Consider the following 19,632-nt stretch of genomic DNA (forward strand, 5'->3'; position numbering starts at 1 on the left):
GAAACTGCCTTGGAAAAGAATATCACTATTTTATCATAATTTGGATTGATTTAGAGTATAAGCATCGCATCACCATACGAAAAAAAGCGGTATTTTTCATCAATGGCTTCTTGGTAAATACGGTGCGTCTCTTCCACTCCGACAAATGAGGCGACGAGCATCAGTAAGGTCGATTTTGGGAGATGAAAGTTGGTGAGGAGATGATTGACCCGCAGAGGGGTATTATGCGGGTGTAAAAATAGGTTTGCTTCACCGCTCTTTTCATCGCTGCGGATATGATATTCCACGGTTCGCGTCGAAGTCGTACCGATGCATAGCAGTGGAAGCGAGCTTTTGATAAGGGTATGCGCCTCTTCTTGGATATCAAAAAATTCTGAGTGCATCGGATGATCGGTGATCACAGACGCCTCAACCGGCTTAAATGTCCCCGAGCCCACGTGCAGCGTTACGAAAGCATGGGGGTGGCGTGCACAGAGGAGATCAAAAAGCTCATCACTAAAATGGAGTGATGCGGTCGGAGCGGCAACTGCACCCTCGTGCGCGGCAAAAACACTTTGGTATTCACGTTCATCCTCAGAATCGTCTTCGCGCCCAAGATAGGGGGGGAGGGGGATATGGCCGATGGCGTCAAGAATCGGTAAAAGCTCTTCAAATCGGATAAGGACATCATCAAGATAAAAATTGACTTCACGGGAACCGTCATCACTGAGGGAAATAACACGGGCGGTGAGAGCGCTCTCAAACTGCAGGATGGTATCCTCTTTAACCCGTCCTTTGATGTAGACGTTAATGGTGTAGGCATCGAGAGGGCGATTGATCAGTAATTCGATGGCACCACCGCTGCTTTTATGCCCGTACAACCGAGCTTTAATTACTTTAGTATCGTTAAAAATAATACCGCATTCTTGTGGTAAAAATTCTTCCAAACGGTCAAAGCGGGTGTGGATGATCGAGCGGTCGGCACGATTGTAGACCAGCAATCTTGCATGGTCTCTGGGATGGATAGGGTGGGTTGCTATGAGACCCTCGGGGAGATGGTAATCATAGCTATCGGTTAGTAGAGGGTCGAGCAATTTAGTCAATGGTCTCTTCTTCGTCTTCTTCGATATAGGGGTCTACTTTGGGTGCGGGATTAACGGCACGGACAATAAGAATGGAGACGCCGTAGAGAACAATCAACGGTATTGCCATGAGAATTTGAGAAATGACATCCGGAGGGGTTAACACAGCGGCAATAATGAAGATTATTACGATTGCGTAGCGGAAGAAACCGATCATCATTTTATCATCGATAAGTCCCAATAGGGCAAGAAAATAACAAACGACGGGAAGTTCAAATGCAAGTCCGAAACCGAATAAAATTTTGGTGAAAAACTCAACGTATTCTCCAATATTGTACATCGGGACAAAGGAAGCACTTCCGAATTCGATAAAGAAAGCAAATCCGATAGGTGTTACGAAATAGTAGGCAAATGCGGCACCGGTGAGGAACATAACGGTTCCTCCGACGACGATAGGGATCATCATCTTTTTCTCATTCGTATATAAACCGGGGGCAATAAAAAGCCATATCTGTGCAAGTATCACCGGCAATGCCGCGAGAAGTCCGGCGAAAAAAGAAACTTTCATAGCTACAAAAAATGCTTCCGATAATTCGCGGGTAACGATCATCCCCATAGCCGCTTTTTGGGAAATTTTAGCGGTGGCAACTAATGCATCCACCAGCGGTTTCGTAATCCATGCAAGGAGTGCATCATGAAAATTCCACATAATGATCGTCATGATAATAACAGCAACGACACTGATACCGAGGCGTTTGCGCAACTCTATTAAATGGGGCTTTATATCATCAAACATTACACATTCACTTCGATAGGTTTGGTTTCAGCAGGCAAAACAGGTTCTTTAGGTTTAGGGGTAAAGGTTACCACTTCAGGCTCTTTTACTGCTGCAGGCGCTGCAGAGGTAATCGTATTAAAGTTAAGATCATTTTTGATGACATTAAGCTCTGAACCGATTTCAGTAACATTAGTGATACGTTCTAATTCGGAACTTGCGTCAAGGAGCTCTTTTTTATAATTAAGAGCCTCTTCTTTCATCTCAGAAAATTTCATCTCTTCTTCCAGGGTGGCGCGTGCGGAGTTAACGGTGCTTTTAACACTGCGAAAAAACTTAGCGATCTCCACCATCGTAGAGGGGAGTTTCTCCGGTCCTAAAAACAGTACCGCGACAATCGCGATAAGTAAAATTTCACCTATACCCATTCCAAACATGTCAGCTACCTAATATTAGTGTGATAAAGGGGGATTTTAGCAAAATAAAGTTTAAAACCCATCCACCCTGAGGGCAATTTCATCGGCTAAGAGATAATTACGGTTAAAGTAGCGGCCATTATGATATTCCAGCATCCCCTCAGAAAGGAGAAGATCGGCTTGCTTTTTCTGTTTAGCATTTAAAATAGTTTCATCAACACCGACGCAACTGCGAAATCCTAAGAAAAGTTTTTCACTCAGTTGAGCCTTCTCATCCAGGGTTTCTGTATGAATTTCAAGAGGATACTCACTATAGTGCTCCACATTGATGGAAGGGTAGAGCCTTTGATTCTCCAAAAATCCGACGGCACCCGAACCTAAACCTATATAATCTTTGTATTCCCAGTATCCAAGATTATGAGCGGAACGGGTGATTCCGAAATTAGAAATTTCGTATTGACTAAACCCTTTTGCTTGGATTTGATCGAAAAGCCAGTGGGTTAATTCCAACTCCTCGCGTGCCAATTCGGGCGTTTTTTCAAAGGCAGTATCCTCTTCGATGGTAAGAGCATAGAGACTGATATGATCAATCGGGAGAGAAAAAGCGGTCTCTACATCGTTTTGAAGAAGCGCTTGTGTATCCCCATGTACGCCGTAAATAAGGTCGATTGAGAGATGTTCAAAACCTATTTCTTTTGCATCGTTAATTGCTCTCAAGGCATGAGCTGTATTGTGGGCCCGTCCTAAGGTTTTAAGCTTTTCATCATTGAAACTTTGGACTCCGAAACTGATACGATTGACCCCTAAGGCGTACATCCCCTCCAGCCATTGATGGGTAGCACTGTTCGGATTGGCTTCGGAGGTGATTTCAGCATCGGGAACCAAAAAAGGGCGAATTGTATTGAAAATATCGCTATAGAAGAGGGGATCTATTGTCGAGGGGGTACCTCCTCCGATAAATACGGTCTCGATAGGATTTTCATCGCTTACCTTAAACCGTTTCATTTCATAAGCGAGTTGCACAGCGAGGGCTTTCATGTAATTCTCACGCTGAGCGAATTTATCGACATAGGAATTAAAGGCGCAATAAGCGCATTTACTGTCACAAAAAGGGATATGAATGTATAAAAGCATGTGCAATTATAGTATTTTTAATCGTGAATACCTTACAATACACGTTCAAACCATAATGAAAGATCACCTTTATATGAGTCAAACGAAATTTTATCGGCCTAATGTTGCTGCGGTGATCGTCTCATCAGATTATCCTCTTGTCAAAGAAGTATTTATAGCCGAACGGAGTGATTTGGACGGTGTTTGGCAATTTCCGCAAGGGGGAATTGATGAGGGGGAATCGAGTGAAGAGGCCTTGTTTCGAGAGCTAAAAGAGGAGATAGGGACGAAAAAAGTAGAGATAATCGCGGAATATCCCGATTGGATTGCGTATGATTTTCCTCCTCATATTGCAGTCAAAATGGCTCCATATGCAGGACAAAAACAACGCTATTATCTCGTTAAACTTAAACGTGGTGCCGTGATTGATTTGGATACGGAACATCCTGAATTCAAACGATACCGTTTTGTCGGAATCGATGAATTGCTGAGTCATACGGCCCATTTCAAAAAACCGGTATATGAACAAGTTATTTCACATTTTAGAGCCAAGGGGTATCTGTAATGCTAATCGTGCAAAAATTCGGCGGGACAAGTGTCGGCGATCTGGAACGGATCCAAAACGTTGCCAATCGTGTCTCTCAAACGCTTAAAGAAGGGCACCAAGTCGTTGTTGTTGTTTCGGCAATGAGCGGTGAAACCAATAAATTACTCAGCTTTGCTGAACATTATACCGCGACGCCGGAACGAAGCGAAGTCGATATGCTTCTGAGTTCAGGTGAGCGGGTAACGGCGGCATTGCTCTCTATCGCACTTAATGCGATGGGTCATAGTGCTACCTCTATGAGCGGCAGACGTGCGGGTATTGTGACCGACAGTATCCATACCAAGGCACGCATTGAGAGTATTGATCCTAGTGTAATGCATGCGGAACTTGCGAGCGGTAAAGTGATTGTTGTCGCAGGTTTCCAAGGGGTTAGTGAAAACGGCCAGGTTACAACCCTCGGACGCGGAGGATCAGATCTCTCTGCCGTCGCCGTCGCCGGAGCGCTCAAAGCTGATTTGTGTGAAATCTATACCGATGTAGACGGGATCTATACCACCGATCCGCGTATCGAGCCTAAAGCTAAAAAGATGGATAGAATCAGTTATGACGAGATGCTGGAATTGGCGTCACTCGGAGCTAAAGTCCTCCAAAACCGCTCCGTCGAATTGGCTAAAAAACTCAATGTAAATCTGGTCACCCGCTCCAGTTTCACCAATGCGGAAGGGACACTTATCACAAAGGAAGAGAATATTATGGAACAACCCCTTGTCAGCGGAATCGCACTCGATAAAAACCAAGCACGTGTATCACTCAGCGGAGTGATCGATCGTCCAGGCATTGCTTCGGATATTTTTACCCGTTTAGCAGACAACAGTGTGAACATCGATATGATTATACAAACCTCTGGACATGACGGTAAAACCAACCTAGATTTCACCGTTCCTAAAACCGAATTGATTGATGCTAAAAAAGTGGTCGAAACGTTTATCGCTGATGATGAGATCAGTGAAGCCTCATACGATGAGAATATTTGTAAAGTCTCCATCGTCGGTGTCGGTATGAAATCACATACCGGTGTTGCCGCCAAAGCGTTCCAAACCATGGCACGCGAAAATATCAATATAATGATGATTTCGACATCTGAGATCAAGGTATCGATGGTCGTTGATGAAAAATATGCGGAGCTTGCCGTGCGTTCATTGCACAGTGCTTACGCCTTGGATCAATAGTGCGACGTTTTGATCAGTGGACGTTAGAATCGATTCGCTCTGAAGGGGCAGCCATGAGCTGGTTCGAAGAGCATCGGTTTAAATGGACCCCTGCGGTTGCCAATGCAATGGAGCAGGTGATGGGGGGAAAAAGTATTGTCCTTATCACCGACCATGACCGCAGGTGGTTTGCCCACTATATCACCTCAACTCTCAATAAACGCTCTCAAGAACGTCCGATGATCCCTATTGTATGTTTGGATGCCCTCTACCCCCATTACGATCATCTTAGCGGTGGAGAATCGATTGATATGCTCAGCGATATGCTCGATTTGACGTTTCACGGAGAGTACTTTTTTTGGTACATCGGCAAAGGGGATGAACGCAGAGCCGACATTGCCAAACGCAATGACACCAGTCTGTTATGGATTATGGATGAAAATTTCCAAAATGCCCTCATTATGCGCTCCTATGATCCTTTGATTGATATCAAACTTCTGCAGCTGTATCGCCTTTTTGATAAAACACTGAACTCCGTCCTTTTCGGGGAGATTAATGTTCGCGAGTGAACGGGGCGGAATCCTAATTACCCGAGATTTTGAAGAGCGCTCCCGGGAGATTGAAACTTCTCTCCATCCCCTGCGATCCGTCTTATTTATCCGTGATGATTTTAAAATCGAAGATGCCAAAGAGGTGATTGCCGAAGCGTACAAGAGTGAAGAGAATACGAAGACGCTGATTCTCGGAGCCAAAAGTTTCACGATTCCGGCACAAAATGCCCTCCTTAAAATTCTCGAAGAGCCTCCACGAAACATTGTTTTTATTCTCCTTGCACCCAACAAAAGCACTTTTCTCCCAACTGTCCGCTCACGTCTCAGCCTCACTCAAGAGCATGAAGAACGGATTTTTGAACCGTTGGCTCTCCATTTTGGAACGCTTGATCTGGTAGCACTGTTTGCGTTTGTCAAAGAGCATGAACGACTCAAAAAACATGAAGCCAAAGCACTCATAGAGCAAATGTTGCATCATGTACTGCGGCATGAGCAGTTAAAATTATCCTCCATTCAACTTGAAGGGTTTGAAAAAGCCTTGAAGCTTTTGGAGCTTAACAGCAGAGTTCAGAGTGTTCTAGTCATGGTACTGATGAATTTTCTTAAAGAGGTAAAGCGTGCACGTTGAAAAACTGAGCAATACGACCGATTTAAAACCGTTTCTAAAAAACTTAGGGGTTGATGGAGCCGGTGTGCAGATACTTCGCGATAAAGGGGAACTGCATTTTTTACGTATTGTTGATATGCATGTCGGTGCTGCCAATATCCTTAAACAAGATGCCCTGAGCATTGGAGCCGATCTCGCGGTGCCCAAAGGGACAGTGATTGCTTCGTCTGCCAGAGTCGACGCCCTTTTGATCGCAAATGAGCGTCAACTACAGGAATTGGCAAAAAAAGAGAGAGCTCAACCTTTCGGCCTTAAACTTCTAGCTGAAATTTTTGAGAGCTATACCCGATTGTCCTATCCCAAAAAAGTGGAGATTATGGGGATCGTGAACGCCAATGAAGACAGCTTTTATCAGGCCAGCCGATTTGTTGGAAGCGCAGCTACAGGCAAAATCGAATCAATGATTGAAGAGGGGGCGGATATTATCGATATCGGCGGAGTCTCAAGCCGTCCCGGCAGTGCGAGTGTTTCACCCGAAGAGGAGTTAGCGAGGCTCCGTCCGATTATTGATGCCGTATTTGAGCAGAAATTATTTGAAAAAGCCCGTTTTAGTCTGGACAGTTATGAACCGAGTGTCCTGTCGTATGCTCTGGAACGGGGCTTTAATATTGTCAATGATATTACGGGACTGATAAATGATGAGGTAGTAAAGCTGTGTGCTGCTTATGGAGCGAGTGCGGTGATTATGCATATGCAGGGGAATCCGCAAAGTATGCAGGATAATCCTGTATATGACTCTGTCTTGCATGATGTGGAACTGTTTTTCCGTGAACGTCTTGAAAAGGCCGCCTCTTTCGGAGTAAAAGATATTATTTTGGATACCGGTATCGGATTTGGCAAGCGCACAGAGGATAATCTTGCCCTAATCACCCATCAAAGTCATTTTCTGAGCTTAGGCAAACCGTTACTTGTCGGTGCCAGCCGTAAATCATTGATTAATACTCTCTCTCCCTCCCCCAGTGAAGAACGGCTTCCGGGTACATTGGCCATTCATCTTAAAGCAGTTCAAGAGGGTGCTTCCATTCTCAGAGTGCATGATATCAAAGAGCATGTTCAGGCACTCGCGCTTTGGCATGCGTTAAAAGGATGATCATTGAGTAATACCGTTGTCATTGTCACCCTCTCATTATTGGTACTGTTATCACCGTTTTTATCACGTGTGAGCAAAATACCCGTCGTAGTTGTCGAAATACTTTTAGGATGTGTGGCGGGCTATTTTGGATTTTTAGTCGAAAATGAGATGTTTAAAATTATTGCAAAGGTCGGATTTCTCTATTTAATGTTTTTAGCGGGGATGGAGGTAAATCTCAAAGAATTCGGATTCGCTAAATCTTCCCTTTTACGCCGTACCATTATCTATTTCACTATGCTCTACGCGTGTTCGTTAACCCTCTTTTTATATTTTAATCTGAGCCCCGTTTATTTGGTAGCATTTCCGATTTTTTCACTCGGAATGCTGATGGCTTTGGTAAAAGAGTATGGGAAGAATCAACCGTGGCTCGCCTTGGCGCTCAATATCGGAATTATCGGTGAGCTTGTCAGTATTATGGCCTTGACCATTTTAAGTGGCGGTTTGGAGTATGGATATACGCGCGAATTTGCATTTAAATTGGGTGGATTATTTGCATTTTTAATCGGGTTTGTCCTTTTCTTCCGAGGAATGCGGATTCTTTTTTGGTGGTATCCGGGGTTAAAAACGCTTATTATGCCGCATGATGACGGTAAAGATCAGGATGTACGATTTTCCATGGCACTAATGTTTATTATGGTTGCCGCGATGCTTTATCTTAAAATTGATGTGGTATTAGGCGCCTTTTTGGCAGGAACCTTTGTATCGGCCTATTTTAAGCACAAAACTGAATTGCCCGAAAAACTCTCTTCTTTCGGGTTTGGATTTTTAGTCCCGATTTTTTTTATTCACGTCGGATCAACGCTTGCATTGGACGCCTTTACCGATCCTCATACACTAGGATTGGCATTGTTTATCGCCGGAGCTATTATCGGTATTCGGCTTTTGAGCTCTTTTGTGGCCTATAGTGGCTATTTAGGAGTTAAAAATACGATTTTATTTTCTCTAAGCGATTCGATGCCTTTGACATTTACCGTGGCAATCGCAACGTTGGGATACGAAGCAAATGCAATAACCCATAATGAATATTATGCGTTTATTGTGGCAAGTATGGGAAGTGGGATTGTATTGATGATAACAATTAAAATTTTGCACGGCTTTTTTTATCCCAAAAAGTGTGAAAAATAATCGGCTATTGAACATTTTTAGTCAAAACAAGGTACAATTGAATCCTTAACCCGATGTGTAATACACGGTATTTCAAGGATGAAACTTCCGTTTTAGAAGAGAAGGAGAACATGTGGATTTAACAACCATTTTAGGAATTTTAGGGGCCATCACTACGATTTCTATCGGAGACTTGATGGAGGGGGGAAATCCCATCCATGTTGTCCATATTACTTCACTTATTATCATTATGCCAACAACCTTGCTCGCATCTATGGTAAGTACGGATCCCGAATATATTAAAGGGGCATTTAAAAATCTCGGTATGAATTTCAAAAAATCTCCGGTCAATTTGCATGAGCGTATTAAAGAGATTGTGGAACTTGCCTTGATGGCGCGTCGGGATGGACTGCTCTCCCTTGAAAAAAGGGTGAGTGAGCTGGATAATGCATTTTTAAAGCAAGGTCTCAGTATGGCGGTTGACGGCAATGAGATTGATACGATTGAAGCGACGCTTGAAGCGGTCATCGAAGAGACCGAAGAGTATTATCACGGTTGTGCTCACTATTGGATTCTCGCTGGAGAAACATCTCCGGTTCTTGGACTTGTCGGAGCGGTTTTGGGTCTGATACTAGCACTTCAAAAACTCGACAGTCCCAAAGAGATGGCAGAGGGTATTGCAGGGGCATTTACCGCGACGGTAACCGGTATTTTCAGCGCATATGTTCTTATCGGACCTATGGGAAATAAAATGAAAGCCAAAGCTCATCATATAGTTAAAGAGCAAAAATTGATGTTGGAGGGGATTATTGGAATTGTTCATGGAGATAATCCGCGTACCCTTGAAGCAAAATTGCTTAATTTCCTTTCCCCTGCGGAAGAGAAACATAGCCAATTCAATTAATTGAGACGATGAATGGCAAAGAAAAAATGTAAAAAGTGTCCGGAATGTGCAGCCGGAGAGAAATGGGCGGTTCCGACTGCCGACTTTTTCAGTCTTCTACTGGCACTCTTTATCGCTTTGTATGCGCTTGCTTCGGTGAATAAAGAGAAACTTCGCGCTATCAAAGAAGAGTTTGTTAAAATTTACGATTATGCTCCCGTACCCGATTCAATCAATCCGGTAGTCGATATGGTAACCGAAACCAAACCTACACCTGATGCGACTGCTAATCCGAGCGGACAAATGCCGGTTGCAGAGGGGGGAGCATTATTGGTAGGAAGTCCTCCTACGGCCTCAGCTGCTACGGATGCCATCAGCAAAATCAAACAAGATATGAAAAATGCAGCTATGGGGGAAGGACCCTTAGATCAAACTATGGACGGGGTTCTCTTAAAGCTTCCCGCAACCATCCCTTTTCGTGGATCTAATGCCACGATCGATGATGAAAACTTACATCTGTTTATTAAACGCATTGCCGATATTATCAATGCGCTTCCGGAAGACGTTGATATTTCAGTACGAGGATATACGGATGATCAACCTCTTCCCTCTGGATCAGCGCAGAGAGACAACTTGGAATTATCGAGCGCAAGAGCTGCAACGGTTGTCCGTGAGTTGGTAAAAAATGGTATCTCAGCAGATCGTATTTCATCAGCCGGTTTTGGAGCTGCTAAACCCATTGTATCGAATACGAGCGAGTCTAACCGAGCTAAAAATAGACGGGTAGAATTTTATATGTATGTTTCAAACGATAAACCGCTTGATGCAAAAAAACAGCAAAATATCCTGGATGCTCTCTCTAAAATTTCCAAATAATAGATCTCTTTTTTCTACCTCTTTAGGTTGTACCGAAAGTACAGCCTATTTTCCTCCTCTGAAATATTCTCCGGTATTGGTATTATCTGCAAAGAAAAGATAAAAGTAAAAAGTGATTCTGTGTATGGATAAAAATAGAGAGGGATAGTGTGTATTTGGCTTTGCAGCCAAATACACCCCATCGGAGGATTAATTACTTCGCGATAAAGCTGAGACAGTAATAAATTGCCGCACTCAGTAATGCAGTCACCGGCAGGGTGAAAAGCCAAGAGAGTATAATAGTTTGCAGCGTACTTTTTTGTACGCCACCTTCGGGCTCTGCAACCATGGATCCGGCAACGGAACTGGAGACAATATGGGTTGTACTGACCGGAGCATGGAAAAAGTTTGCCAAAAGAATCGTCATCATTGCCATTGCCTGCGCAACCGTCCCTTGCATATAGTTAATCGGTTGAGAACCGATTTTTTCACCGATCGTAAGGACAATTCTTTTATATCCAATCATCGTTCCGATACTGAGTGCAAGGGCAACAGCGATAATCACCCAATTGGGAACGTATTCGGTCGCCGATAACATAGTTTTTCGCTGAGTTGCAATGTAATCGGATTTGTCCTTGTCCGTGATCAAATACGTTTTTTCTACTTGACCAAAAAAGTTATCCGAACATAAAATAGCGTTGTGTAGGCTCCAACGATCTTGTGCCGAGAGTTCCGAATACGATTTTACTCCATTAAGTTTGGTAGCGATCAGAGAGGTCGTATCGTAGACTTGATTAACGTTACACTCTGCAATCGTATTTTTTACTTTAAGGGCGCTGATCAGATGTTTTTCGCTTACCAGTTTATTGAGCGTTTCGTTGTTGTCGGCATAAAACTTTGCCAAATTTTCAGCACTGTCTCTTGTTTGCTTGATTTTATATTGATGTGAATTCATATCGATTGCGTAATAGGTTGGCAATATCCCGATAAGGATGATCATAATAATACCGATCCCTTTTTGCCCATCATTCGATCCGTGTGCAAAACTAACCCCTGCACCTGTTGCAATGATTCCCATACGCATCCAAAAGTTCGGGCGCTTTCTTTTTACTTCGCGATCGGGTGTTTTGTAAAATTTTGGATTGGTAACGAACTTTCTTGTCGCTTTCATGAGTAAAAATGCAAAACCAAATCCCAAAAGAGGCGAAAGAGCTAATGCGGTTAATACACCATACAAGGCTTTCCAATTCACACTTTGTGAAAATTCAAACCCGTGCATAACACCGAATACGGTGCTCACTCCTATAAGAGATCCGATAAGCGAATGGGAACTGGAAACCGGCAAACCGAAATACCATGTTCCAAAATTCCATATCACTGCGGAAATCAATAAGGAATAAATCATCACTAATGTTGCATTTTGATTGGAGGCGACCATAATATCCAGCGGCAATAAGTGGACGATGACATATGCAACGCCGATACCACCCAAAAGAACCCCCAAAAAGTTCATAATACCCGACATAAAGACAGAATATTTTGCTTCCATTGAGTTGGTGTAAATAATCATGGCAACCGCATTTGCGGTATCGTGAAAACCGTTAATCATTTCATAAAAGAGAGCAATACCCAAGGACAGAAGCAATAAACCAAGGGTGAGAGTGTTGACATTGTTCAATGCTTCCCAAATTACAGACATACAGTTATCCTCGGATTAAATATAGGAGATAAATTAGCATTGCGAAACCGCTACAAAATGGTTACGAAACGATTATAAAATTATGCCCGTTAATCTCTTTGAGGAGACTTTGACGGGGATAAGAAGAGTGGGATTAAGGGAGAAGAGTAGCTTTGATGATTTTTTGGGTTTGGAGTGGTCGGTCTCCACCACTTTGTCCATTGGTTTGGATATTGTTAAGTTTACTGAGTGTATCCATACCTGCTATAACGCGACCGAAGATGGTATGGTATCCATTGAGCCACGGTGTTGGAGCGGTTGTAATAAAAAATTGACTTCCATTGGTACGAGGGCCTGCATTTGCCATAGCTAAAATTCCTGCTTTGTCAAATACGACACCGGATTTAAACTCATCTTTAAACGGTTTTTTCCAGATCGATTCACCGCCGGCACCTGTACCGGTCGGATCGCCTCCCTGCACCATAAAGTTTTTGATAATTCGGTGAAAAGTGAGCCCATTATAATAGCCATTTTTGGCAAGTGTAGTGAAATTTTCGACTGCAAGAGGGGCAACATCATCGTACAGTTCCAAAGTTAGATCCCCTTGGGTTGTTTGAAGTAAAACACGTGGATGGGACGCGGCAAACGATAAGACGGAAGTGACGAGTAAAGCAAGAAGTAGGCGCATTAAGATTCCTTTGTTGGTGGTATTAAGGTAAGGCATATTGAATTCATACAGTAACGAAGACCGCTAGGTGCCGGGCCATCCGGGAAAACATGTCCTAAATGGGCCTCACACGTTGCACAGAGCACTTCTATCCGAATCATACCGTGTGTAACGTCTCGTTTTTCTTCAAGAGCTTCAGGTGTAATAGGATGAGTAAAGCTCGGCCATCCTGTACCTGAATCAAATTTCGCGGTTGAATCGAATAGAGGGGCTTTGCAACAAACACAGTGGTAAATGCCCTTATCTTTGGATTGAGCGTATTTTCCGCTAAATGGGGCTTCGGTACCATGTTTACGGGCGACATGATAGGCTTCAGGTGAGAGGAGAGCTTGCCACTCTTGGTCAGTTTTTACGATTTTCATGTATTGGGTATCTCTTCTGCTGATTTGTTGCAAGAGATTATAGTAAGTGTTTCTGATGCACGGCTTAGTGTGAGCGAATAGTTTGCATCACAGGGGTCAATACCAAGAAGGATAACGTGTCCCCTGCAGATGGGGGAAATATACTCTACCGGTGCAACGATAATGGAATCAAGATCTTGATATTGGAGGCTAAAAGTGGACGTTAATAGACGACAATTAAGGTCAAAGTATTCGTCAATAGCCTCTTTAACATAGAGTGCCTCTTGGTTATTGGAGACCGCAATCAAAATTTCGGATGGCGTTGTACGTGTTAAATGTTTACGTAATTGCATTAATAACGTAATGGTCGATTGATTGAGCGGAGGGCTAATCTCTTTTGCTGTCGGAGTACGGCGAAATCGACCAGAGAGACTAAACGTAGCATCACTGGAACAAGGGGCAATACTTGTGCAAATAAGTGGACGTGACCCTATTTTTAATCGAAGTTTATCAAGAAAAAGCTCATCTAGCAGATGAACATCATCGCACAAAAAGAGCAATGATTCCTGAAAGCTTTTAAGCGTTTCTATCCTATCAACTTCGGCAATTGTGCATGTTAGCGGAGTATAGAAATAAAGAGCATTTAAATCGATAGTGATCGCGCCGTATTCAAGAAGGGAGACTATTTCATTGCGTAAGAGCTCACCTCCCAAAAGAGTAGGGGTAATGATCATCACTTTATGTGCGGGATGTGAAAGCATATAGAGAAGTGCTTTTCGAATCAAAAGTGTACTCTTTCCACTGCCATATCCGCCTAATAAGGTCGTGCAGCCTTCTATTGGTGAGGTTAAAAAAAGATTTTGCTGGGGTGAGAGAAGTGCCCCGGATGGAATTGTTTTTGTCGGCAAGATAGCTGCATGTGAATTTAAAGCACCTAATATTTTAACACTGGAGTAGGGTTCATACCGATACTCACCGATACGGTGTACTTTATCTTTGAGCGATGCTAGGTTTTCTGTATAAAAAAGGAGATGCTTTTGAGGCAATAATTCATGAAAAGAAGGATCCAATACATCAAATTCTTCTTCGGTGAGATTTTTCATCCATATAAAGCGATAAATAGGAGTGGTATCAAAGGACAATACATCATTTAGTTTATGGCGAACTTTAGACTCAATTGTCTCGAAATGGGTAGTGGAAGGCCGCTTGGTTCGTTTTGAAGAGCGTTCGACAGTTGCTTTTTTTAATTCATTGGCACGCCAATTAATGTTTTCTCCTAAAAAAATACCAAAATTAGGGAGAAAAATTAAGATGTCGACAGCGGTAACTCCTGAGCGATGGAAAAGTTTAAAATCAGAAAAAATTTTTCCACCCTCTTGGGTAACAAAATTTTTTAGAGCATTGTTTTCATTCTGTTCTGCCATAATTTCGGATTTTGGTTTTGATGCTATGAACCGTGTAAAAAAAGAGAACAACACGTAAAAAACCTTTAGCACAATGTAGTTATGAACAACAGTTAATCTAACTTATTATAGCAAAGTAAAGTAAAAGGAGAGGGTAAGACCGAGGGGAACCCTCGGACATTAAGGGGAAAGATTATTTTCCGGCTGCTACGCTGTCTTTAAGACTTTTGCCCGGTTTGAATTTAGGAACCATTTTATCAGCTGTGCTGTAAGTTTTTGTTGTTCCTGGAACTTTACCGCTTTTCCCTTTTTGAAGAGATGACGCGAAACTTCCGAATCCTACCAATGAAACTTCTTCTTTAGCAACAAGAGCTGCTGTTACAGCTTCTGTAAAAGCTTTAATAGCTGTTTCAGCTTCTACTTTTGTTTTGTAACCGCCACTTTTTTGAACCAATTCGACGAATTGTGCTTTATTCATTTAATGCCCTTAATATGATATGCGAAGTACACCCAAACCTCCCGTTACCAATGAATCAAGAGGGGTAAGTCATTCAGCCGCGAATACTTTAATATCTCTTAGCTTAAAATTTTCTTCTTTTTTGTATTTTAATGAAAAGTTTTGTGATTTTGCGGTTATTTAGAGTGTTTTTTATCCAACGATTGGCTTGTGAATGGATCGGCAAGGGATAACTGTCCTTATTAAAGCTTAAGAGTGTCGAGAGATGTTGACGCCAAAAATGCCATTTATGGAAGAAATTTCGTGATGATGAAATCGATAAAAAAACTTCTTCCAGCCCAATACGTTCTTGATCTGTCAAACTACTCATAATTTATCTCCCAGTTTATTAATTTTGCGTACAACTCGGATGATCTCATCATCCTCAAGCATCCCTAACATCTGAATTACCGCTTTTGCCGCTTGGGGCTTAGCATTACCCAGTCTCCAGTCTTGATAGGTGCGCATGGAAATTCCTAATTCACTCGCGAGCTCTTTTTGGGAAATCTTCTTCCCGTTTCGCCCAGCCTCGACGGCATTATGAAGAAGATTAAAAAGGTCGCTCATTTCCATTGCTCCATTGTAGTATCCTTTTCTTAAAATAAACATTAAAACGTATAAAATATAATTAAAAATAGATGTTAAGTTAATATATATGTATTAAATACACATTATTAAGAATATAGCATAAACTATTCCATGTATAAATATCACTAAAAAGTATAAAACATACAGAAAAGCGTATAATATTGTGGCAAATGTGTGCTTCTTGAAACGAAGGAAATACTCAATAGAGGGGTAATAGACTTTTATAGGAAAGGGGACTATGCCCCTGATACATATTTAGGATAATTTAAAAAAAAGTAGAGGAGAAGTTACGAAAGAAGGGTTAAACTAAAAGATCGGTGTAGTCGTATTTTGAGAGATCGACATAAAATTCGCCCTCTTTTTGAATAATGCGGACGTCACTTCCAAAAGCGGACTCAAAATGACGTTTGATTTTTTTACGCTCTTCAGAACCCACACCGATAAATTTTAAGTATCGTTTGAGTTCGATGATTCCACTGGCGAGCGCAGGAGGCGCTTGTGTTACCGTGGTAGCTGTAATATCGATGTCTTGAACTCCTTGGTCTTGTGACAGGAGCAGTTTGGTATTGATGACATCCAGAATACTTTTCAGCTGTTCATCTTTAGCGGTATAAATATCAACAATTCGTTGCCGTTCTGCAATTAACATCTGCTCTTTATCGTTGACCAAGGAGTCGATTTTAGTCTCAAGCTCTTTAATCTTACTTTTGAGTTGCTGATTCTCTTTTTGGTAGAGGGCTATGATCATCCCTACGGTTGTCTTTTGGGGTTGAGGAACGGGAGCTGAGGGGACAACTTTTGGCTCATTACTCAGCTCTTTGCGTTTTTCATCATTCAATGAGCTACGGGGAACGATAATATAGGTTATCCCCCCCTCGATTATATAGTTTAGGCGTTTGGTTCGAATTTTATTATGAATCATTTCTTTGGACATTTTAAATGTTTTGGCGTATTCATCGATACTAAAACGCATGATTTTTCCTTTTTGGTATATTCATCCAGTCCGGTTTTGGGGGCGGGATGATTCCCCCTTTACGCATCCATATAAGATAGCCGTGATGTTCCATACGGTGCTTGTCGTAAAAGGTGTGCATAGAACTGTGTCTGAATTCACATTTTTGGAGAAGCTCTTCAAAATCGGGATATGTTTGTAAAAAAGTATTCAACGATTCATAGGCTTTATCTGAAATAATAACGGTGCTGATAATTAGGTCTTTGATCTCAATATAGCGTGAACACTCATTTAGACCGTCGCCAACAAAGTTTTCATTTCCTAAAATGTCTTCAAAACGATGTACTTTACCGGTATGTACGGCAACTCGTATACCACGAAAATAGGGGTACTCTTTTGCGATAAAATCGGAAAAATGGATAAAAGAAAGGCCAAGTAATGGGCCATATCCCAGTAAACCTGGATGTAAAAGACAATAAAAACCGTCTCCGGTAGGGATAATCCCTTGCAACATTTTATCCATCGGAATACCGGAACTTTTCAACATTTTGTGAATCATTTTTTTATAAGAAAGAGAAAGGAATGATATGATTTCCAACTGCTCGCTCATACTTAAGCGAGAGAAATCGATGATATCGATCAATACAATATCCGTTTCGATAGCTCTTTGATACATCATTTCTCCGTATCTCTTTTGAAATAGACCCATATTGTATACAAGATGAACTCTAAAAACCCTGAGTTGATTAAACATATATAACAGCGTTTAGGAATGTGTGTTACCATTTCTTAAAATATTGCGGGATTATAATTATGCAGAAACGGACAAAAATTTTAGCTACTGTCGGCCCCTCTTCGGAGAGTGTGGAGACATTATCTGCACTGATTAAAGCAGGTGTAAATGTTTTTCGACTTAATTTTAGCCACGGAACACGTGAATATCACTCCAATGTGTTGGCAAATATCCGCACAGCTATGCGTAATACCGGGTTAATAGTGGGGATTTTGCAAGATATTAGTGGCCCTAAAATCCGTGTCGGAAAACTTAAAGAGGATTTTTATTTACAAAAAGGGGACAGGCTAGATTTTCATTATGATCCAATAGAGGGGGAAAAAATAAGTGAAAATCACTATCGCTTGTCCATCAATCAAAATGATGTTTTAAAAATGCTCAAGGTTGGGGATGCAATTTATTTATATGACGGGAATATCCGTGCACGTATTATCGAGTGCACTGCTGAGTGTGTTCAGGCTATCCTCGAAAATAAAGGGAAACTCTCGTCGAATAAAGGGGTAAATTTTCCCAATACCCGATTGGGCATCGAGATACTGACTCCCAAAGACAAACTGGATATGGAATGGGGGGTAGCAAACGGAGTCGATTTTATGGCAATTTCGTTTGTCCAAAATGCGCAGGATATGATTCAGGCACGTGAAATTGTGCATGCCTATGGCGGAGAAGTGCAATTATTTGCAAAAATTGAAAAATTTGATGCCGTTGAAAATATTGACGAAATATTATGTCACTCGGACGGAATTATGGTGGCAAGAGGAGACTTGGGGATTGAAGTCCCCTATTATCGGGTTCCAACTATTCAAAAGATGTTGATTCAAAAGGCAAACAAGCATTCCAAGCCGGTCATTACCGCAACGCAAATGCTTCTTTCAATGACCGAAAAAGAGTCTGCAACCCGTGCCGAGATCAGCGATGTTGCCAATGCAGTATTAGACGGTACGGATGCCGTGATGCTTTCTGAAGAGAGTGCTATCGGACATAATCCCGTGTTGGTTGTTGAGACGATGGTTAATACGATTCAAGCGATTGAAGAAATTTATCCTTTCGGAAAATTTACTGAATTCGGATACGATGATACCATGGATGTGGTGAACGAATCGGCAGTACGGTTAGGTGATTCGCTTCGAGCAGAGGGGATAATCGCAATGACAACGTCGGGGGCATCGGCGAAAAAGCTCTCCCGTTATCGTCCAAGGATGACGATATATGCGGCTACCCATGAGGAACGTGTCGCACGGCTATTAAGTATCGTGTGGGGCGTCGTACCCGCCTATTTGATCAAAAAAGGGCGTCTTGAAGAGATGTTGAGTGAGATAATTCATAGTGGGCTTAATCGGGATATTATTGATAAAAACCGAACGTATATTTTTACAGCAGGATATCCGATCGGGACACCGGGGACAACAAATGTCATCCGTATTTTACGTGAAAATGAAATGACTTTTTTTGGGGAGACAAAAACTGTTAGCACCAAAAATAAAAAGGTGGAAGAAAAAATTCCCACTTTATTTTGAAAAAGTGGACTGAAAAATGCTTTAATCAAGACTGAGGGGTCGCGTGTTTGTTGTTTCGTCACACCAAGCCCCCCTCAACCTTCTCTCTATTACGCTACAATTTCACTATGACAACCGATACCTTATTTACAAAACCGATTTCCAAACAATTTGAATTTGATGCCGATGTAGCAGCTGTATTTGATGATATGCTCATCCGTTCAGTCCCTTTTTACAAAGAGTCGCAAGCGCTCACGCGCCGATTTGCGCAAAATGTTCTTCATGAAGGGGGGATTGTATACGATTTAGGGTGTTCAACGGCTTCATTACTCTTGGATATTGAACGCTCTCATGAAAACTCCGATTCATTGCGTCTCATCGGAATTGATAATTCGCCGGCGATGATTGCGCATGCTCGTAAAAAGATAGAGGCATACGGATCTAAAATTGAATTGGTAGAGGGGGATATCCTAACGTATCCGTATGAAGAAGCACGGGTTATTGTTAGTAACTACACGTTACAGTTTATCCGTCCGATTGTACGAGACACCCTTGTGCGGACCGTTTTTGATGCACTTTCAGACGGAGGGGTATTTATCTTTAGTGAAAAAGTGGTGAGTGAGGACCCGAAATTGGGGAAAGAACTCATTGATTGTTATTATGACTTCAAAAAAATTCAAGGGTACAGTGAATACGAAATTGTCCAAAAGCGTGAAGCATTGGAAAACGTATTGATCCCTTATACTATGAATGAGAATATTCAAATGGCAAAAAACAGCGGATTTAAAACCTGCGAGGTCTTATTCCGATGGGCAAATTTCGCAACATTTATCGCTGTAAAATAGG

General features: G+C 42.0%; 23 protein-coding genes. 10 read left to right on the forward strand and 13 right to left on the reverse strand.

Annotated elements, in window-relative coordinates; translation table 11 throughout:
- Positions 1–50 precede the first annotated feature (50 nt).
- The 4 genes from queA to hemW are packed head-to-tail and all read right to left on the reverse strand — an operon-like array spanning position 51 to position 3,386.
- Entirely contained in the window at positions 51–1,073 is a 1,023-nt protein-coding gene (gene queA / locus WC407_RS05205) for a tRNA preQ1(34) S-adenosylmethionine ribosyltransferase-isomerase QueA (protein WP_373021595.1), read from the reverse strand.
- 1 nt (position 1,074) lies between these two features.
- A complete protein-coding gene (gene tatC / locus WC407_RS05210) occupies positions 1,075–1,857 on the reverse strand; it encodes a twin-arginine translocase subunit TatC (protein WP_373021518.1) in 783 nt (260 codons plus the stop codon).
- Positions 1,857–2,273, reverse strand: coding sequence for a Sec-independent protein translocase protein TatB (tatB, locus tag WC407_RS05215; RefSeq protein ID WP_373021519.1), 417 nt, complete (start codon positions 2,271–2,273; stop codon positions 1,857–1,859). The genes tatC and tatB overlap by 1 nt, the downstream gene beginning before the upstream one ends.
- A gap of 51 nt (positions 2,274–2,324) precedes the next feature.
- Positions 2,325–3,386, reverse strand: coding sequence for a radical SAM family heme chaperone HemW (gene hemW / locus WC407_RS05220; protein ID WP_373021520.1), 1,062 nt, complete (start codon positions 3,384–3,386; stop codon positions 2,325–2,327).
- 73 nt (positions 3,387–3,459) lie between these two features.
- On the opposite strand from hemW, the gene WC407_RS05225 reads away from it, so the two are divergent.
- The 8 genes from WC407_RS05225 (at position 3,460) to motB (ending at position 10,333) form a co-directional block, all read left to right on the forward strand.
- Positions 3,460–3,930 carry an RNA pyrophosphohydrolase gene (locus tag WC407_RS05225; RefSeq protein ID WP_373021521.1) on the forward strand — a complete coding sequence of 157 codons (471 nt, stop codon included), beginning with the start codon at positions 3,460–3,462 and terminating at the stop codon, positions 3,928–3,930.
- Positions 3,930–5,141, forward strand: a complete 1,212-nt coding sequence (locus WC407_RS05230) for an aspartate kinase (RefSeq protein WP_373021522.1) — start codon at positions 3,930–3,932, stop codon at positions 5,139–5,141. The genes WC407_RS05225 and WC407_RS05230 overlap by 1 nt, the downstream gene beginning before the upstream one ends.
- Positions 5,141–5,689 carry a HobA family DNA replication regulator gene (locus WC407_RS05235; protein ID WP_373021523.1) on the forward strand — a complete coding sequence of 183 codons (549 nt, stop codon included), beginning with the start codon at positions 5,141–5,143 and terminating at the stop codon, positions 5,687–5,689. Before WC407_RS05230 ends, WC407_RS05235 begins: the two co-directional genes overlap by 1 nt.
- Positions 5,676–6,299: a DNA polymerase III subunit delta' gene (locus WC407_RS05240; protein ID WP_373021524.1), complete on the forward strand. Its 624-nt coding sequence runs from the start codon at positions 5,676–5,678 to the stop codon at positions 6,297–6,299. Before WC407_RS05235 ends, WC407_RS05240 begins: the two co-directional genes overlap by 14 nt.
- Positions 6,289–7,428 (forward strand): dihydropteroate synthase, encoded by a 1,140-nt coding sequence (gene folP / locus WC407_RS05245; protein ID WP_373021525.1) that lies wholly within the window; start codon positions 6,289–6,291, stop codon positions 7,426–7,428. The genes WC407_RS05240 and folP overlap by 11 nt, the downstream gene beginning before the upstream one ends.
- 3 nt (positions 7,429–7,431) lie before the next feature.
- Positions 7,432–8,595 (forward strand): cation:proton antiporter, encoded by a 1,164-nt coding sequence (locus WC407_RS05250; RefSeq protein WP_373021526.1) that lies wholly within the window; start codon positions 7,432–7,434, stop codon positions 8,593–8,595.
- A 112-nt stretch (positions 8,596–8,707) separates the two neighbouring features.
- Positions 8,708–9,478 carry a flagellar motor stator protein MotA gene (gene motA, locus WC407_RS05255; RefSeq protein ID WP_373021528.1) on the forward strand — a complete coding sequence of 257 codons (771 nt, stop codon included), beginning with the start codon at positions 8,708–8,710 and terminating at the stop codon, positions 9,476–9,478.
- 12 nt (positions 9,479–9,490) lie between these two features.
- Positions 9,491–10,333, forward strand: a complete 843-nt coding sequence (gene motB, locus WC407_RS05260; RefSeq protein ID WP_373021529.1) for a flagellar motor protein MotB — start codon at positions 9,491–9,493, stop codon at positions 10,331–10,333.
- 193 nt (positions 10,334–10,526) lie between these two features.
- Here motB and WC407_RS05265 read toward each other — a convergent pair whose 3' ends face one another.
- The 9 genes from WC407_RS05265 to WC407_RS05305 form a co-directional block, all read right to left on the reverse strand.
- A complete protein-coding gene (locus WC407_RS05265; protein ID WP_373021530.1) occupies positions 10,527–12,011 on the reverse strand; it encodes an inorganic phosphate transporter in 1,485 nt (494 codons plus the stop codon).
- Between the two features lie 133 nt (positions 12,012–12,144).
- Positions 12,145–12,678 carry a peptidylprolyl isomerase gene (locus WC407_RS05270; RefSeq protein WP_373021531.1) on the reverse strand — a complete coding sequence of 178 codons (534 nt, stop codon included), beginning with the start codon at positions 12,676–12,678 and terminating at the stop codon, positions 12,145–12,147.
- On the reverse strand, positions 12,678–13,079 hold the full coding sequence (msrB, locus tag WC407_RS05275) for a peptide-methionine (R)-S-oxide reductase MsrB (RefSeq protein WP_373021532.1): 402 nt from the start codon (positions 13,077–13,079) through the stop codon (positions 12,678–12,680). The genes WC407_RS05270 and msrB overlap by 1 nt, the downstream gene beginning before the upstream one ends.
- Positions 13,076–14,482 (reverse strand): hypothetical protein, encoded by a 1,407-nt coding sequence (locus tag WC407_RS05280; protein ID WP_373021533.1) that lies wholly within the window; start codon positions 14,480–14,482, stop codon positions 13,076–13,078. The genes msrB and WC407_RS05280 overlap by 4 nt, the downstream gene beginning before the upstream one ends.
- Positions 14,483–14,654: 172 nt before the next feature.
- Positions 14,655–14,939: an HU family DNA-binding protein gene (locus WC407_RS05285; protein ID WP_299924521.1), complete on the reverse strand. Its 285-nt coding sequence runs from the start codon at positions 14,937–14,939 to the stop codon at positions 14,655–14,657.
- Between the two features lie 103 nt (positions 14,940–15,042).
- Complete coding sequence (locus tag WC407_RS05290; RefSeq protein WP_373021534.1) at positions 15,043–15,288, reverse strand: hypothetical protein; 246 nt, start codon at positions 15,286–15,288, stop codon at positions 15,043–15,045.
- A complete protein-coding gene (locus tag WC407_RS05295) occupies positions 15,285–15,530 on the reverse strand; it encodes a helix-turn-helix domain-containing protein (protein WP_373021535.1) in 246 nt (81 codons plus the stop codon). The genes WC407_RS05290 and WC407_RS05295 overlap by 4 nt, the downstream gene beginning before the upstream one ends.
- A 316-nt stretch (positions 15,531–15,846) precedes the next feature.
- On the reverse strand, positions 15,847–16,518 hold the full coding sequence (locus WC407_RS05300; protein ID WP_373021536.1) for a hypothetical protein: 672 nt from the start codon (positions 16,516–16,518) through the stop codon (positions 15,847–15,849).
- On the reverse strand, positions 16,508–17,173 hold the full coding sequence (locus WC407_RS05305) for a hypothetical protein (protein ID WP_373021537.1): 666 nt from the start codon (positions 17,171–17,173) through the stop codon (positions 16,508–16,510). Before WC407_RS05305 ends, WC407_RS05300 begins: the two co-directional genes overlap by 11 nt.
- A 137-nt stretch (positions 17,174–17,310) precedes the next feature.
- Between WC407_RS05305 and pyk the strand changes: the two genes are divergently transcribed.
- Entirely contained in the window at positions 17,311–18,807 is a 1,497-nt protein-coding gene (gene pyk, locus WC407_RS05310; RefSeq protein ID WP_373021539.1) for a pyruvate kinase, read from the forward strand.
- 107 nt (positions 18,808–18,914) lie between these two features.
- A complete protein-coding gene (gene cmoA / locus WC407_RS05315) occupies positions 18,915–19,631 on the forward strand; it encodes a carboxy-S-adenosyl-L-methionine synthase CmoA (RefSeq protein WP_373021541.1) in 717 nt (238 codons plus the stop codon).
- Position 19,632 lies beyond the last annotated feature (1 nt).

The organism is Sulfuricurvum sp., from assembly GCF_041651515.1.
Lineage (GTDB): Bacteria > Campylobacterota > Campylobacteria > Campylobacterales > Sulfurimonadaceae > Sulfuricurvum.

Bases quoted from the DNA above. Each gene is read 5' to 3' on its own strand.
- WC407_RS05300 (WP_373021536.1), bottom strand. From the start codon at position 16,518: ATGCGTTTTAGTATCGATGAATACGCCAAAACATTTAAAATGTCCAAA.
- motB (WP_373021529.1), top strand. From the start codon at position 9,491: ATGGCAAAGAAAAAATGTAAAAAGTGTCCGGAATGTGCAGCCGGAGAG.
- hemW (WP_373021520.1), bottom strand. From the start codon at position 3,386: ATGCTTTTATACATTCATATCCCTTTTTGTGACAGTAAATGCGCTTAT.
- WC407_RS05290 (WP_373021534.1), bottom strand. From the start codon at position 15,288: ATGAGTAGTTTGACAGATCAAGAACGTATTGGGCTGGAAGAAGTTTTT.
- tatC (WP_373021518.1), bottom strand. From the start codon at position 1,857: ATGTTTGATGATATAAAGCCCCATTTAATAGAGTTGCGCAAACGCCTC.
- WC407_RS05240 (WP_373021524.1), top strand. From the start codon at position 5,676: ATGTTCGCGAGTGAACGGGGCGGAATCCTAATTACCCGAGATTTTGAA.
- WC407_RS05280 (WP_373021533.1), bottom strand. From the start codon at position 14,482: ATGGCAGAACAGAATGAAAACAATGCTCTAAAAAATTTTGTTACCCAA.
- WC407_RS05285 (WP_299924521.1), bottom strand. From the start codon at position 14,939: ATGAATAAAGCACAATTCGTCGAATTGGTTCAAAAAAGTGGCGGTTAC.
- WC407_RS05305 (WP_373021537.1), bottom strand. From the start codon at position 17,173: ATGTATCAAAGAGCTATCGAAACGGATATTGTATTGATCGATATCATC.
- tatB (WP_373021519.1), bottom strand. From the start codon at position 2,273: ATGTTTGGAATGGGTATAGGTGAAATTTTACTTATCGCGATTGTCGCG.
- cmoA (WP_373021541.1), top strand. From the start codon at position 18,915: ATGACAACCGATACCTTATTTACAAAACCGATTTCCAAACAATTTGAA.
- pyk (WP_373021539.1), top strand. From the start codon at position 17,311: ATGCAGAAACGGACAAAAATTTTAGCTACTGTCGGCCCCTCTTCGGAG.
- WC407_RS05295 (WP_373021535.1), bottom strand. From the start codon at position 15,530: ATGGAAATGAGCGACCTTTTTAATCTTCTTCATAATGCCGTCGAGGCT.
- WC407_RS05225 (WP_373021521.1), top strand. From the start codon at position 3,460: ATGAGTCAAACGAAATTTTATCGGCCTAATGTTGCTGCGGTGATCGTC.
- WC407_RS05265 (WP_373021530.1), bottom strand. From the start codon at position 12,011: ATGTCTGTAATTTGGGAAGCATTGAACAATGTCAACACTCTCACCCTT.
- WC407_RS05230 (WP_373021522.1), top strand. From the start codon at position 3,930: ATGCTAATCGTGCAAAAATTCGGCGGGACAAGTGTCGGCGATCTGGAA.
- WC407_RS05270 (WP_373021531.1), bottom strand. From the start codon at position 12,678: ATGCGCCTACTTCTTGCTTTACTCGTCACTTCCGTCTTATCGTTTGCC.
- msrB (WP_373021532.1), bottom strand. From the start codon at position 13,079: ATGAAAATCGTAAAAACTGACCAAGAGTGGCAAGCTCTCCTCTCACCT.